The sequence below is a fragment of the Streptomyces sp. RLB3-17 genome, assembly GCF_007113425.2.
Lineage (GTDB): Bacteria > Actinomycetota > Actinomycetes > Streptomycetales > Streptomycetaceae > Streptomyces > Streptomyces mirabilis_D.
Map to the genome: position 1 here is coordinate 299,553 of NZ_CP041610.2, position 15,488 is coordinate 315,040.

10 protein-coding genes and 3 pseudogenes are annotated in these 15,488 nt (G+C 67.5%); 6 read left to right on the plus strand and 7 right to left on the minus strand.

The window, feature by feature from the left end; genetic code table 11:
- Positions 1–54: 54 nt before the first annotated feature.
- Positions 55–1,128, minus strand: coding sequence for an IS110 family transposase (locus FNV62_RS01570; RefSeq protein WP_240361104.1), 1,074 nt, complete (start codon positions 1,126–1,128; stop codon positions 55–57).
- A gap of 433 nt (positions 1,129–1,561) precedes the next feature.
- Positions 1,562–1,989 (minus strand): annotated as a pseudogene (locus FNV62_RS01575) (transposase); the annotation flags it as partial.
- 586 nt (positions 1,990–2,575) lie between these two features.
- Here FNV62_RS01575 and FNV62_RS01580 point away from each other — a divergent pair.
- From FNV62_RS01580 to FNV62_RS01590, 3 genes are read left to right on the plus strand one after another with little or no spacing between them, the layout of a single operon-like run.
- Entirely contained in the window at positions 2,576–2,947 is a 372-nt protein-coding gene (locus FNV62_RS01580; protein WP_143611909.1) for a hypothetical protein, read from the plus strand.
- Complete coding sequence (locus FNV62_RS01585; protein ID WP_164331475.1) at positions 2,944–4,221, plus strand: RNase A-like domain-containing protein; 1,278 nt, start codon at positions 2,944–2,946, stop codon at positions 4,219–4,221. Before FNV62_RS01580 ends, FNV62_RS01585 begins: the two co-directional genes overlap by 4 nt.
- 27 nt (positions 4,222–4,248) lie before the next feature.
- A complete protein-coding gene (locus FNV62_RS01590) occupies positions 4,249–4,908 on the plus strand; it encodes a contact-dependent growth inhibition system immunity protein (RefSeq protein WP_067362492.1) in 660 nt (219 codons plus the stop codon).
- A 342-nt stretch (positions 4,909–5,250) separates the two neighbouring features.
- Here the strand turns inward: FNV62_RS01590 and FNV62_RS01595 are convergent.
- From FNV62_RS01595 to FNV62_RS01610, 4 genes and pseudogenes are all read right to left on the minus strand, one after another.
- Positions 5,251–6,552 (minus strand): annotated as a pseudogene (locus tag FNV62_RS01595) (ISAs1 family transposase).
- A gap of 197 nt (positions 6,553–6,749) precedes the next feature.
- Positions 6,750–7,358 carry a hypothetical protein gene (locus tag FNV62_RS01600; protein ID WP_144314471.1) on the minus strand — a complete coding sequence of 203 codons (609 nt, stop codon included), beginning with the start codon at positions 7,356–7,358 and terminating at the stop codon, positions 6,750–6,752.
- 572 nt (positions 7,359–7,930) lie between these two features.
- A complete protein-coding gene (locus tag FNV62_RS01605; RefSeq protein ID WP_082416501.1) occupies positions 7,931–8,221 on the minus strand; it encodes a Wadjet anti-phage system protein JetD domain-containing protein in 291 nt (96 codons plus the stop codon).
- A gap of 450 nt (positions 8,222–8,671) precedes the next feature.
- The gene (locus tag FNV62_RS01610; protein ID WP_144314472.1) at positions 8,672–11,608 is read right to left on the minus strand and encodes a BTAD domain-containing putative transcriptional regulator; all 2,937 of its coding nucleotides are present in this window, start codon (positions 11,606–11,608) and stop codon (positions 8,672–8,674) included.
- 392 nt (positions 11,609–12,000) lie between these two features.
- Between FNV62_RS01610 and FNV62_RS01615 the strand changes: the two genes are divergently transcribed.
- The 3 genes from FNV62_RS01615 to FNV62_RS01625 all read left to right on the plus strand — a co-directional run bounded on the left by FNV62_RS01615 (position 12,001) and on the right by FNV62_RS01625 (position 14,412).
- Entirely contained in the window at positions 12,001–12,402 is a 402-nt protein-coding gene (locus FNV62_RS01615) for a hypothetical protein (protein ID WP_144314473.1), read from the plus strand.
- An 86-nt stretch (positions 12,403–12,488) separates the two neighbouring features.
- Positions 12,489–13,331, plus strand: a complete 843-nt coding sequence (locus FNV62_RS01620) for a hypothetical protein (RefSeq protein ID WP_143606514.1) — start codon at positions 12,489–12,491, stop codon at positions 13,329–13,331.
- Positions 13,332–13,458: 127 nt separating this feature from the next.
- Positions 13,459–14,412 carry an IS481 family transposase gene (locus FNV62_RS01625; protein WP_144314474.1) on the plus strand — a complete coding sequence of 318 codons (954 nt, stop codon included), beginning with the start codon at positions 13,459–13,461 and terminating at the stop codon, positions 14,410–14,412.
- 19 nt (positions 14,413–14,431) lie between these two features.
- Here the strand turns inward: FNV62_RS01625 and FNV62_RS01630 are convergent.
- Positions 14,432–15,438 (minus strand): annotated as a pseudogene (locus FNV62_RS01630) (IS5 family transposase).
- Between the last annotated feature and the right edge of the window lie 50 nt (positions 15,439–15,488).

Sequence of the window (15,488 nt, forward strand, 5' to 3'; positions counted from 1 at the left end):
CGGGCATGTCCTTGACGCCGGTCTGGGGCCCCGGCGTGTCAGGGGCGGCAAAACTCAAACTGGCCGTCGAGCGCGGCACGGCAACGAGGCCGTCCCCCAACACCCACCGAGGGAGTCACGACCCCGTGGATTGGGCCGCACCATCAATGCTTCCCCAATGAGGCAACGGACGACTTCGCGACGGGTCTTGCCCTCCTTGATCCGACGCTCGTAGTAGTCCTGAGTGCGCGGGTCGACCCGCAGGCGGGTGAACACGATGCGATGGAGCGCGGCATTGGCCTGCCGGTCGCCGCCGCGGTTGAGGCGACGGACCTGCCGGCGTCCCGAGGAGCGCTCGACAGGACTGACCCCGCACAGCGCGGCGAACGATGCCTCACTGTCCAGCCGTTCCGGGTTGTCCCCCACCGTGATCAGCAACGTGACCGCCGTGTCCGGACCGATCCCCACCACGTCGAGCAGCTGCGGGGCATGACATTCCACGAGCCGGGCCAGACGAGTCTCCACGTCCCGGATCTGCTCGGAGAGCTGGCCAATCCGGTGAGCCAGCCAACTCAACGTGATCCGAGTGGCCTGCAGCACCGACTCTTCGCCGGCCTCCTCGCAACTGCTCGCGTCGGCGAACCGCGCACAGACACGGAAGAGTTCGGCATTGCCCAGTCCGGCCAGCTCTTCCCGCATGGCGGGATCGGCGGTGATGAGGACGGCCTTGAGCTGGTTGATGGCCTGGGTGCGGGCTTTGACGGCCGACGCCTTCGTGAGTTTGTGCATCCTGGCGATCTGCACCGGCCCGTCGCCTGATTTGGCCCGAGCACAGGCCCGCCCGCTCAATACGGCTCGCGCCGCGTTCCGGGCATCGAGCGGATCCGATTTGCCACGCCGACGGCGATCCGCTCGGTCCATCCAATTCACGTCAAACACGTCCACGCCCTGGCTCAGCAGATAGCGGGTCAGGGACGCCCCGTAGGAGCCGGTCCCCTCCACCCCGACCCGTCTCACGGCTCCCGACTTCCTGGCCCACTTCAGCAGATCCCGGTAGCCGGCAGCGGTGGCAGGGAACTCGTAGGTGGCCAGCACCGCCCCCGTCAAGGAGAGCACCGAAGCCACATGGGCATCACGATGTGTATCCACTCCCAACACCACCTCCCCCGCAGGGCGGCGACGGCGGGACTTCGGAGCAGGCGACGTACTGGACGTGGTCGAATTCGCCATACCCGATCCCTTCCCGGTCCTATGACATGTCGCGTTGCCGGTACCGGGCCGCGTCGGGCGGTCAGAATCGTGAGGACGCCACAGCGATCGGCAGGCCCCTATCGGGACACGCCCCGCCAGTCCGGTACCGACAACGCACCATCCCCGGCCAACGGCCGACACTGTGACAGCGGGACACTTCGGTCAGAAATATCATGAGTCAGGCCCCGGGCCCGGGACAGCACCCGCCCATCCTCCAGCTGCCATCTCCGCCGCGCTCAGTGGCCGCAGAAGATGCTCAATCCCCCTCACGCAACACCCCGGAACCTGATCCCAACCGACCACAACAGCGCACGCAGACAAGCGGCGCGCTCAAAATCAGGCCCAGCACGTTGACGGCGAGTCCCCGCTTCCTGCCGGGCGTCTTCGCGTTCGCGTCCAGTCCCGTCGTCGCCTTCGGCACCCCGGCCGCCACGCGGACGGACTGGGTGTCGATGATCACCAGGGACGGGTCCTCTAATCGTCTGGACCGCTCCCGCACCTGGCAGCGCAGGATCTCCTGGATCCGCCTATCAAGGCCGTCCTGGCGCCACAGGTGAAATAGTAGAACACCGCCGATCAGGCCGGGAGGTCGTGTGGCAGGAGCCGCCGCTGACAGCCCGTCCGGTTCGGGTAGAGCAGCGCGTTCATGACCTCGCGCAGGTCGCGGGAGCCCGGGTCCCCGGTCGCCGACCGCGCCACCCGCTCCTGCTTCCACGCGGTGACCAGCGGCTCGATCAACGCCCACTGCTCGTCGGACAAGTCGGTTGCGTTGCCTTCTTGGGTGAGCCCAGAGGTTTTATCTCAAGCTCAGTCTCGCGGTACGCAGGCTCAATGTGCGGAAACGGCGGCTGCCGGTACTGCCGCCCGCTCCGGTCGACGCCGACGAACCCGCACTCCAGTCGGCGCGCCTGCGGCGCCTCCGTGAACACCACAGCGGTCACCCGCCCACCCGCGACCGTCATCTGCACGTCCCACGAGGCCCGGTAGGCACCGGTGATCACGTTCGGCCCGGGCCGCCCTGCAGCATGCCGCTGAATTCTCATCCGTAGCAGCATCGCGTGGTGCCGAGTGTTCGCCCGCGTACGCGCACGAACAGCGGGCCCCTGCCACGCCAACGACGCGGCCACCGGATCACGGAAGACTGAGGCATCCGGGTGGGCGCTCGGGTGCGGGTTCAGGGGAACGGGGCGGAGCCTATTTGCTCCCTCGGCCCCACCCTCCGCCCTGCCCTGCGTAATCTTGAACGGAACTTTACCGCCGCTTGACGCCGCTCTCAGCTGCGAAGCCTGCCGCCCACTTAGGGTCTTTGGGCTGGTGAGGCAACGGAGGGGACGGGCGCAACACCATGGGCGACAAGGGCAGTGGCGGCGACGGCGAGATACTCGACATCAAGATCGCCGATCTGAAGAAGACGGCTCCGCACTTCCACACGCACAGCACCGATCTCGCCAAGGCCCTGACCAAGCTCAAACTGGCACTGTCGGCGGCCGGTTCGCCGTGGGGCGACGACGATCAGGGCCACGCCTTCCACAAGGCGTACGGCCCGAACGTGAAGAAGATCGAGAACGCCTCCGACATCCTCGCCCAGGGCCTGGCCAGCATCCACGACGCGATGACGGACATGGCGGACGGCCACATCAACAACGAGGAACTCGTCCGCTCGATGTTCAGCAAGATCAAGGCCACCCCGCACGACGGAAACGGCACCCAGCAGTGAGCGGTGCCGCCGACAAGGCCAAGGAGATCATCCAGGACGTCACCGGTATGTGGTGGCCGGATGCCGACGAGGGTGGGCTGCGCGACGCGGCCAAGGCGTGGCGAGACTTCGCCGACGACATCGAAGAGGTGACGGCCGCGGCGCACAAGTCCGCCCGCGGCATCATCGAGCACAACAAGGGCGAGGCGATCTCCGCCTTCGACGACCCGTACTGGCGACGCTACTACTACGACGGCCACGGCTGGCTCCAGGACATGATCGACGGCGCCCGTGACATGGCCAAAGCGCTCGACAAGTACGCCGACGTCGTCCATGCCGCCGTCAAGCGCCTGGAGCACGAGCTGGAGATCGTCGGCGCGACGATCATCGCCGGCACGGCACTGGCCGTCTTCACCTTCGGCATCTCCGAGGCCGCCGCGACGGCGGCCACGGCCACCATCGTGGAACTCGCCGCGACCCTCGGCGTCACCGTCTCCACCGAGATCGCCACCATCGCCGGTACGACCCTCGCCACCGCCGCCTTCGCGGGCATCGAGTCTGTCACCGTCGACCTGGCCCTCACCCAGCCGGTGTCCATCGCCCTGGGCGAGAGCAAGGGCCTCAGCCTCGACGAGGTACGCCAGGCCGCGCTCTACGGAGCCCTCACCGGTGGCGCTTTCGGTGGCGGGGGCGCAACCGTGAGGGCCGTGCGGGGCGCCGGCGGATGGACAGAACTGCTGGGTGGCGTCCGCGTCGCCGGGCTCGAACCCCAGGTCGCGCTGCCCGGCGGACTGACGGCAAGTGCCGACGACCTCGGCCTGCTCATGAAGGGCGACGGCGAACCCAACGCCTGGCCACGCAACAAACGCAAGGGGGCGCAGAAGCCGAAGTACACGACGGACCTCGCAGCGGACGAAGGCAAGAACGGCGCGCATACCGGGGCCCGTCACGTCGAGGTCACCACCCGGGACCTCCGGGCCCGCCTGCGCGGCGACCCTGAACTGGACGCCGCCTCCCGGTACATCGACCACGCCTCGGCCCAGAAGCACACCCAGGCGGTAGTCCTTAAGCGGCAGAAGCAGATCGAGGACTGGTTGAACAACGGGAAGCCGGCGGGGAAGAAGGACTTTTCGGCCGAGCTGGGAGAGCCCACCGGAATGAGCTTGTCTCGCACCCACTTCAAGAACGGACTGCCCCCAGAATGGGTGACGGGGGCGAAAGTCGTCCTCAAGAAGGACCCGACCGTCCCTCTGGGCTACCGCGTCCTGACCTCCTACCCCGAAGCCACCTCGTAAGACCGCAACCAGACAGGTCCACAGCCCATGGCGCCCATCCACGACCGCTTCACGGAACTGCACGACCTCCTGCAGGCGTACGAATGGAGCGGCAACACATTCGACGACACAATGGAAGCACCCGGCGCAGCGCTCACCTCCTACCTGCGTGTCGTCGCGGCCAAACCCCAGCGTGCGGCAGCCGCAGTACGCGAGCTCGACGATCTGCTCGCCGTCGGCCTGTTCAGCGACGAGGTAGCCGACGACGTCGACCTCCTTCCGCACATCGAACCGCCGTCAGGCGTGAGCGTCGAGGACTGCCTGCGGGTCATCCGCCATCACCTCAGCCACTTCCTCGCGAAGCCGCCGGCCGACGGTTCCACCCACCGCCCGCAGACTGCCTGGGAGTGGCGTGAGCGGTTCCCCGCGCTCGCCCATCTTCTGGGGTCCTACTTTCACCAGGACTTCTCCGCCGAGTACCAGTCGCACGCTGAGGCCGTCGACGACTACCTGGCTCTGGAGTCCCCGGAGGACCACCGAGCCGCAGCCACGGACATTGACGCGTTCATCGCAGCCAACCCGAACGACGACGACCTGACGGAAGCCGCCCGTGTACTCGGTCTGCGCATCGCGCCTCCAAAGGGAGTTCCACTGCGCCAGTGGCTCATCGACATCAGGGACATCCTCACTCACCACACTGCCGCCTGATCCCGCCCGGCGCGGCCGTCAGAACCGTGGTGCCACCAGGCGGGCCCGTCACCCACCAGCGTCCGTCGCTCCCTGTTCCGCCCGCGCGAGGGCTTGCAGCCGAACGGAGCGCACCACCGCGAACGCGCCCACCGCCGCCTCCCCCAGAGACCCCCCGGCTGACGCGCGCCAGCCGGGGTTCTGCATCGCCTGTCCTGTCACAGACGCCCCTATGAGCGGGGTCCTGGCTGTAGCCATCTGACCAGGTGGAAGACCTCCCGGGCCGCATAGCGCTTGAGGCAACGGACGATTTCGCGACGGGTCTTGCCCCAGGGCCCCGGCGTTCTCCCTTGGATGTCCGGTTCATGGCGATCTTGTGATGCCGTAGAGGGCGAGGACTTGGTGTCGGTCGGTGTGGGCGCGTCGGGCGGAGGCGATGTTGACGTGCCCGGCCAGCTTGAGAGCACCACAGATCAGGTCGCGGACGGTGGCCAGGACGGCGGGGGTGCTATGGGCCCTGACCTGCGACTTGTCCTCGTTGAAGGTGACGTCTCGGCACCAGTGGACGGTGTTTTCCACGGTCCAGTGTCCGCGAGCCCAAGAGGCGATCTCGGCGGCGCCTGCTTGCCCGGCGGGCAGGTCGGTGATCGCGTAGACGGTCTCGGTGGACCACCGTTTCATCCCGGCCTTCCGGGGCTTGCGGGTGATCCTCAGGACCTGGCGGGCGTGCGGGAAGAGCAGGCCGTCGACGGTGACGACCTTGGACGTGACGCTGCTCGCGGCGTCCGTGCGCGTCATGCGGATCGTGGTCGTCGCGGTGGATGACGAGTACGTCCTTCCAGGGCAGGCCGACCAGCTGCGCGGCGAGCTTCCTCTGGTTTGCCTTGACCGTGAACAGGTTGTGGGCGTCGCGCTGTTCGACCAGGTAGTGGGCGTGGGCGCGCTGTTCGGGCGGAGCGTCCACGGTGGTCACGGCTCCGGTCAAGTCGGTGTCGGCGATCTGGTCCAGCAGGGGCTGGAGCTCAGGGATTTCGTTGGTTTTCGCGCCGATCTCGCGGCTGGCCAGGGTGATGCCGTCGCCGTGCCGGACGGCGGACAGCACGAAGACGCGGCTGCCGTCAGGCCGGTGGGCCCCGCGCAGGCGCTTGCCGTCCACCGCGTACGCACGCCGCTTCGGCGTGGGGCGATCGCTGTCGAGGGCTTGTCGATGGGCGCGGCACTGTTCGCGTTCGATGAGACCTCGGGTGCGTGCGGCCGGCGCCGATGTGGCCTGGTGCAGGATCGGAGCGAGGTAGACGAAGCCCGCCGCACCGACCTCGGCCGGATCCAGCAGGCCAGGACTCGGCGCAGGGTCTTCTCGCTGGGGATGCGGAAGCGGCCGCGCAACACGTCGTAGGGCAGGCCGAACGCGGCGAGTTCCTCGGGCGCGGCTCGCTTGCACCACTCCGCTGCCGCGGTCAGCGAGTCGTTGCCCGCCGGTGTCATCGCGCACACGGCCAGGGCCAGCAGCGAGGGCAACGCGTAGCGCAGCCCCAGAGGCGAGCGCGGATCGGCCACCCGCCCCAACTCATCGATCAGGTCGCGTACTTGTCCGCCAACCACGGCCGCAGTCAGGGCCGGGGGACGGACGGGAGTGGCGATGGGGAATGATGACGGAACGAACACGGCGCCCTTGCTGACCTTGAGGCGTAGACACCTTCGTGATCCACAAGGGTCGTGTTCGTCTGCGTCCGAGGCACCCACCGTCACGAGATCACCTCGAACCGGACATCCAGAGGAGAACGCCGGGACCCTGCCATGGCTGCGTCCCGGCAAGCTGTCATCAAGTCCACTCGAACTGACATGAACAGGATCACGAGACACTAGCCAACGCCCACCCCGGCAGAACGAATACGGCGAGACCTCCACCAACCCCAGACCGTGTGGCCCACCAGAGCGACCGCAACGGCAACAGCCGTGAACCGAACGGCGGTCCAGGTACCCAGAACAACCTGACTCGGCCCGCGCGACTCCGTCTCCAGACGCATGGAAGTCTCATAAAAAGCCACCAGGGGAACAAGCAGCCGGAAGAACAGGCCGCCGGTGCCCGGCACCTGTGCGAGGTTCCCCAGGAGCCCAAGGGGTGCTCCGAAGAAGAATGCCAGCACACCCCAGAGGGCAATTCCGGATGATCCCGCACCTGAGGAATCCAGTCCACCCAGGGAGGCCAGGTATCCCTTAGTCAGGTAGTAGGTCACGACACCGATAGCCAGCCCCAGAGGCGCGAGAACAACCGATTCGATTTTGGACCGTCGGAAATAACCCACCAGAAACGCGTAACAGGCCCACGGCCACCCACCGCTGAAAACGGCGCCCACGGCCGCACCTGGACGGCCGCCCCAATGCTCAGCGATAGGCCCTATCAGGCCAAGCAACAAGCCAAGCCCGAGCGGCACCACAAACGACGCGGCCCGAGCACCCCAAAAGTTCACTCTCTCCCCTTCCGGCCCTAATGTGGCATTACTCCGCGCCCGTGTAAGGCTTGGCCGATTTACGGCCCCGGCACGGCCTGAAACCGTTGTCCGGGCGGTGGTATTCACGGGCCTTCGTGAGTTTGTACATTCTCGCGATCTGCACCGGTCCGTCGCCCGATTTGGCACGACCCGCTCATCATCTACTTCGAACATGCGTTCCGAAAAGGGGGGGTCTGCCCCAACTCCGCGAGTAGTAGCAGAAGTTGCCCCGCGGTCGGACCAAGCACAGGCGCAGGCGCAGCCAGGAGGGTTCGACTATGGGCGCTGCTGCGGGAGGGAATGCGCGTTGGCGAGCCCTTCTCGCTGGATGTCTGCGACATCGCCCTCTCCGCGAACGCCATCTAGGCCGAGGACACCAGGACCGGGACCACAGGGCAGACTCCGACCTATCATCTGCGCCAGTGCCAAACCCGTACGCCCGCACGCTGAGGGTGTCGGCCGCGGGACTGCACTCTCGACGCCCGCCCTGGCCGCCGGACCCGCCGACTCCTCCTTCAACACCGACAGCCCGGCCGAGGGCTGCTCAACGCCTAGCGAAGCTCGTTGAGGGCGCCCTCAAGCAGGTGGAACCGCACGCGTTCTTGTTCGAGTCGCACGTTCGGGCCGAAGTCGCCGCCCACGAGGCTGCCATATACATCGGCTTCATCCGGCGCGAGTGTGCGGAGCGGCCGGTAGGTGGGCGCATCTCCCTTCACCCACTGCCCGCGGTGCTCCAGGAGAGTGGGCCGGTTCATCAGGATCGACTGTGCGTGCGCGAAGGTCCGGCGCAGCCGGTCAAGGATGGCAAAGCAGCCTGTACCGCTTGGCTGTCGATTCGTCAGCCCCCCTGGCTACTCGAATCCCCCGCATGCAAGTCCGGCAACCTGTGCGACATGCGACCCGTCAGCTTGCTTTTACTAACCGCGCCAATAGAGTGCGCGTTCGCCTCTACCCGATAGGAACAGGGGTGCACCCCATCGCTCGAAGGGGCACACCTAGCCGATAATCGTGGCGCTCTCCTGACTCCCGGCGCCAACATGCTTCGTGTTCGCAGCCGTGACGGGCAACCCGGTCTACCGAAGCGTCACGAGCTACCTCGTAACTCGCTGACGAGCCGCATCGGGGGTCCTCGCCGGCTCGGGGCCGGTCCGGACACGGTGGGGGCCGCACGCGCTTACAACCCCTTTCGGCGCCCTTGGTCAAGCGGCGGTTACTCATGGGCGGTGCGGTCCCCGCGCGTTGCCTCACGCCCCCTGATCGGACAGACATCTCCGATCAGGGACATGGCCACCTCACGGCGACAATGGTCGCGCCGGAGCTTTCGTCTGGTTAATGTCGCCGATCATCTGCCACAGCCGCAGCGCCCGCCCTCGGTGCTGTTGCGCCAGATGGTGAACGCCGGCGGCGGCGTCCAGGTCGCCGATCAGTTGCCAGCAGGCGGCCTCGTCTTGGCGGTCGCCGTGCCGGTGGAACAGGCCCGCCGCGCGCTCCAACGCCGGGCTCGCCCGGTCCCGGTCGTCTTGACCGGCGTACACGCGGCCGACTTCCAGCAGCGTGTACGCGGCGCACCGCTCGTCGGCCAGTGCCTCGAAGGTGGCCAGCGCCTGCCCCAGGCATCGCAGCGCCTCGTCCGGATCACCACGTCGATCGTGCAACCGGCTGAACCGCCGCAGCACGACGGCGACGCGATGCCCGTCGCCCAGCGCGCCGGCCTGGCTCAAGGCCCCGCCGAACCATAACTCCGCCTCGTCGAGCTTGCCCTGCATGAGCTTCATCACGGCCATGGTGCAGGACAGCTGCGCTTCGATGTGCCGCTCGCCCTCACCGGCCGCGATGGCCAGCGCGTGCTCGACACGTTCGAGGGCTTCGTCGTCACGGCCCTGCACCCGGCTGACCGTGCCCAGCATGGCAACCGACAGCGCCTCGCCGCGTTTGTCCCCGCCGTCCTGGCACAGCCCGAGGGAGGACTCCAGGGCCCGGGTGGCCCGATCGAACTCGTCTTGGTAGATGTGCAGCTGGCCAAGACCGCGTAGCAGCACCGATGCGCCGCGCACGTTGCCGGCGGCCTCGGCCGCGTCCAACGCGAGCCGGTGCCCGTGCTGCCAGTCCTGATAGAGACACCGGTGGTCGTAGTAGGTCGCCGCGCCGGCCGCCAGCTCCCAGGCCAACTCGTCCAGGCCCCAGTCCACGGCCAGTTTCACCGCGCCGAGCAGGTTGTCGCGTTCCGCGTCGAACCAGCCGACCGGGTCGGCCATCAGCCGGTCCACGACCGCATCGGGCAGCGACCGGCGCGGTGCCGAACCGGGCGCGGCTGCCAGCAGCCCGGCTGCCGGCAGCCGATCGGTGCCGCGCCCAGTCAGCTCAAGCCAAACGGACAGCACCCGGATGATCGCGTCCTGCTTGTCCTCCGTCGGCAGCGGGGCGGCGATCTCCACGGCACAGGTCCTGATCAGGTCGTGCAGCCGGTAGCGCGGCTCGCCGAGGGCGTCGGTGGCGGTCAGCCGCACCAGGCTGGCGTCGACGAGGGTGTCCAGCACCTCCTCGGCGTCCGGGCGGTCCAGCAGCGGGCCGACCACCCAGCCGGGCAGGGTGTAGGCGCCGAGCAGACCCAGCAGGCTCAGCGCGCGCACCGCGTCGGCCGGCAGCAGCCGTAAGCTCAGTTCGACGCTGGCTCGCACGCTGAGGTCCCCGATCCTCAGCTCGGCCAGCCTCCGGGACTCATCCTCGATCCGTTCCCGCAGCACCCGCAGCGACCAAGCCGGGCGGCCCGTGAGCTTGCCGCTGGCGATCCGGATCGCCAGCGGCAGGTTGCCGCAGCAGTCGAGGATCGCGTCGGCCTCCGCCGGTTCCCGCTCGACCCGCCGCCGCCCGACAATTCCCGTGAACAACTCCCGCGCCTCTGCCGGGCTCAGCACGTCCAGGTCAATGTGCCGAGCGCCGGGAAGTTGCGTCAGCAGAGTGCGGCTGGTGATCAACACGGCACAGCCGTCGGCCGCAGGCAGCAAGGGCAGCACCTGATCGGCGTGACCGGCATCGTCCAGCACCACCAGCATGTGACGGTCCACCAGCAACGACCGGTAGAGTGCGGCTCGCTCGGCCAGGCCGTTCGGGATCGCGCTGCCGGCGATCGAGAGCGCGCGCAGTGCCTCGGCCAGCATCAGCCCCGGGTCCCGTGGCTCGTCCGATGTTGCCGCGAGGTTGAGGTAGAGCTGGCCGTCGGGGAAGTTGGCGCTCGCCAGCCGCGCAGCGTGCGTCACGAGGCAGGACTTGCCGACACCGGGACCGCCCACGATGACGGCCACCGGGGCCCGGTTCGGCGCCGACCCGTCGAGCAGCCCGGCGATCTCGGCCAGTGCTTCGGCCCGGCCCACGAAGTCGGGTACGTCGAGGGGAAGTTGACGCACCGGCATCGCCATTGCCGGCCCGGGGGCCGCCGGGGCAGGGCTCTCCGGTGGTATGTCTAAGGGCCTGCTTGCTGGGACCGGAGCCGTCAGGGCGGGATCCGCGGTGAGAATGCGCTGATGCAGCGCCTGGAGCGGAGGGGTGGGATCGACGCCGAGTTCGTCGGCCAGTGTCCGGCGCAGCCGCTCGTACACCTGCAGCGCCTCGCCTTGTCTTCGACACCGGTAGAGGGCGACCATCAGGTGTTCGGCGACCTGTTCGTCGTAGGGGTGCTCGTGGAGCAGAGCGGTCAGTTCATCGATGACCTCTCGATGACGCCCCAGGTCGAGTTCGATGGCCAGGCACTGTTTGTGCGTCTCCGTGCGTTTCTCGTTCAGCCGTGCCGCATCGATCTCCAGGGCTTGGCTGGGGGTGTCGACCAGGGCGTTTCCGCGCCAGCAAGCGAGCGCCCGCCGCAGCGCGACTGCCGTCTCGAACGGGGCCGTGTGCTGTTCGGCGAGGTGTCGCTGGTGGTCGAACTCCAGTAAGTCGAGCTGATCTTGAGCCAGGTGGATCTCGTAGCCGCCGCGCCGCGTGCTGATCAAGGAGCTGGGTGCTCCGCAGGCGACGAGGTTGCGGCGCAGCCCGGAGACGGCGTCCTGGACCTGGCGGACCGCGGTGGCGGGCGCGTTCGTGTCCCACATCACGGCGACGAGCCGTTCCCTGGCGACGATGTTGTTGGCGTCGATCAGAAGTGCTGCCAGCATCTTGGCCTGCCGCGGCCCGTTCAACGGGACCGTGCGTCCGGCGATCTGGGCGTGTAACGGCCCCAGTAAGCCGAATTTCATGCTCCCCCTGGTACGTGACGATGAGCGCCGATCCCCCTGGCTGACGTCGCACTAGGACGAATCTAGGACGGCCGACGGATCTGTGTCCATAGCGTCTCTGCGGCACGGCTCGCCGAAGACGCGTGGGGGAGGCAATGGGTGCGGAGGGTGCCTTCGCCCGGTACCTCGGCAGCATCCGGGCCGGTATCCCGGGAGCAGAAGCAGCCTCCCCGATTCCTGGGGGCACCGGTTGCCCCCTGAAGCTCGTCGCAGGGTGGCCCGGCCGGCGAACTCCGCCGCGCCCACGGCCGCACACGCGCCGCCGCTCAGTCCACGCGCACCGCTGCGCGGCTCCATACGTACCGCCGCACCACTTCCGATCGGCAAAACGACAGAAGGAGCACTGATCAACCATGGCTCGCAACTGGAAGACCTTCGGCGCACTGGCAGTCGCAGGTTGCTGCGCCACGATCGGCCTCACCACGGGCACCGCTGAGGCGCAGACGGTGATAAGGACCAGCAACGTCACGGAACTCGGTTCGTACAACGACTCCGGCAGGACCGGCAACTACCAGTTCGTGGCGAACAATTGGGACAGCCGCTACCAGCGCTACCAGCAGTCGCTCGTCTGGGTGTCCGGGCAGGACGGCGGCAAGGACATGGCCCACTGCCTACGGGGCAACGGCGGGGCAAACTGGTACGAGTCCTCGATCGTCGCGCGCAACGGTACGAACTCCTCGCACTACGACTGCACCAACAACGGCACCTACAACCAGGGTTTGGACCAGGTGGGCGTCGACCTGAGCAACTGGTGACAGGTGCCTGAGTAGGCAACAGGAGCCCTGGTGCGCCCCGTTCGGAGCGCACCAGGGCACACCAGTCGAAGGAGGAGGCCCGGACGATGCTGGGCAAAAACAAGACCCTTGCGGTCGCGCTGGCCGTGATCATTGCCGCGATGGTCGCGGCGGGATTCGCGTATTTCCCGTCCGACGACGACCAGACGACCCGGGCGACGGCCAACACCCGCCGTTTCGTGCTGATCCTGGCAGGTGCTTCCGGCCAGTCGGAGTCGGAAAAATTCGACCTTGAGGTTGCCGCTCGCACGGAGGCCCTGACATCCACATGCATGAAGTCGCACGGATTCCAGTACATGCCCAAGAACCCGCACAGCGTGGTTGATGTCGAGGACGCATCAGACTTTTCGAGCCTCGACTACGCGCGCAAGCACGGGTTCGGAATATCGGTATTTCCCCACTTCGCCCCTGAGGCCACGGCAGCCAAGAGCTACCTGAAGACCCTTTCCGCTGCTTCCCTCAAGGCTTACGATGCGACCCTTCCCGGTTGCGTCGACAGCTCACAGCGTACGACCGAAAAGGAATATGGAATCCCGGAGGCGAACTCCGAGTGGGCTCGGGTTGACGGTGAGGTGCAACACGACAGACGTTACCAATCGGCACTTGAGACGTGGAGATCCTGTGCGGCGGCGGCAGGTCATCCGGCGCAATCCCGTCTCGCGCTCATCACGGACCTGCGCAAGGAATACACGTCCGTGATGGCCGGAGTTCAGGGTGGGGACCAAGTGCTGCCCCAGGACCAATTGGCGGCGCTGGCCGCTCAGAATCCTACGTGGCGGAAGTTCCATCAATCGGAACTCGATGCCGCCGTGGCGACATTCGCCTGCTCGCAAGCCGCCGATCGGACATATGTGTCTATATTCTTCCAGTACCTGAACCGGAACAGTTGAGGGCGGCGCGCTAGGTGTTCTGTCCACGGAGGTTGGTGACAGGTTTCACGGTGGGGTGATCTTGAACGAGTGAGGGCCTTCCGGGTTCGGTGTGGATTGCGACGTCTACACCGACCGAAAGGCCCTCGTGCTCCACCGTAATGCACCCCTGACCGAGACCGGACGCCTGCGTCTGGCCCGCTGCGTCGTAGAGGACGGCTGGACGCTGCGCCGGGCCGCCGAACGCTTCCAGGTCTCACCCACGACGGCTCAGCGATGGGCCGGCCGCTACCGCGAACTCGGCGAGGCAGGCATGGCCGACCGGTCCTCGCGCCCACACCGCAGCCCGCGCCGGACCCCGACCCGCACCGAACGCCGGATCATCAAGGTCCGCGTGCTGCGCCGCTGGGGACCGGCCCGCATCGCCTACCTCCTGGGCCTGAACCCGGCCACCGTCCACCGCGTCCTGACCCGCTACCGCCTGGCCCGGCTCACGCACCTGGACCGGGCCACCGGCCGGGTGATCCGCCGCTACGAGCGCGACCGCCCGGGCGAGCTGGTGCACGTCGACATCAAGAAGCTCGGCAACATCCCCGACGGCGGCGGACACAAGACCCTCGGACGCCAGGCGGGCCGCAAGACCCGCTCCGGCGCCGGCTACAGCTACCTCCACAACGCCGTCGACGACCACTCCCGCCTCGCCTACAGCGAGATCCTCACCGACGAGAAGAAGGAGACCGCCGTCGCCTTCTGGACCCGCGCCCACGCCTTCTTCACCCAGGCCGGGATCACCGTCGAACGCGTCCTGACCGACAACGGCTCCTGCTACAAATCGCACCTCTGGCGCAACTCCCTTGCAGAGTCGGGGATTTCACACAAACGCACCCGCCCCTACCGGCCCCAGACCAACGGGAAAGTGGAGAGGTTCAACCGAACCCTCCTCGACGAATGGGCCTACGCACAGCCCTACCGGAGCGAAGCCGAGCGACGCGAGGCATACCCCGTCTGGCTCCACACCTACAATCACCACCGCGGACACACCGCGCTCAAGGGCCAACCACCCGCCAGCCGCGTCCCCAACCTCACAGGTCAGTACAGCTAGGGCGCGTGTCGAGTCCTGATCACCGACTGGTCCGGGTGAGGTCTTTAATCCAGATCATCGAGGCACGCAGGTGGAGGCCAGCGAGGTAGCTGCCGGGGAGGGTCTTGTCGTACCGAGTGGCGATGCCCCGCCATGCCTTGAGCTTGTTGATCAGGCGCTCGACGGTATTCCTCTCCATGTAGAGATCGGCGTCGTGGCCCACGGGCCGACCACCCTTGCTTCCCTTCCTCTTCCGGTTCGTGGCCTGGTCCTTCTTCTCTGGGATGACCGCTTTGATGCCGCGCCTGCGCAGGTGGGCGCGGTTGCCGCGGGACGAATACGCTTTGTCACCGGCGACCGCGTCCGGCCGGGTGCGGGGGCGTCCGACGGGCCCGCGGACCCGTATCTTCTTCAGGACGGGGATGAACTGCGGGCTATCCGCGTTCTGACCTGCGGTCAGGACGAATGCCAGCGGGCGGCACTTGCGGTCGGCGGCGAGATGGACCTTGCTGGTCTGTCCACACCGCGAGCGCCCCAGGAGAGCAGCCTTCAGCCGGACTTTTCGCCGTCGCCGGACGCGTCGTCGCTCTCCCTGCACGGGATCGGTCCCGGCGTTCTGCCCGTTTCGCCCTTCGAGGCTGCCCCTTTTGACCTAGGCTTCTCCTCCTCGGAGGCAGCCTTCTCGAGGGCGGCGAGGACGTCTTCGTCCAGGTGCATCCCGGCAGCGTCGTGGTGAGCGCGCGCGATGGTGGAGTCGACACTGACCAGGGAGACGTCCACCTCGCCCTGCTTCGCGGCCTCCGCGATCATTCCCTCCAGCAGGGCCTCGAAGACACCGGCATCGCGCCACTGCCGGAAGCGGCTGGACACGGTCGACCAGGCGCCGAACTCGGCCGGCATCTCCCGCCACGGCCCGCCGGTCCGAAACCGCCAGATCACACCCTCGAACTGCTGCCGCAGCCGCTCGGGATACGGGCCATGCCTGCCGATCGGCAGATACGGGCCGATGAACTCCCACTCCACATCCATGAGTTGCGCGCGCGTCATTCGAGATGACCTACTGGATCAAGCCCTCCCACAAGGGCCGATCCCGTAGA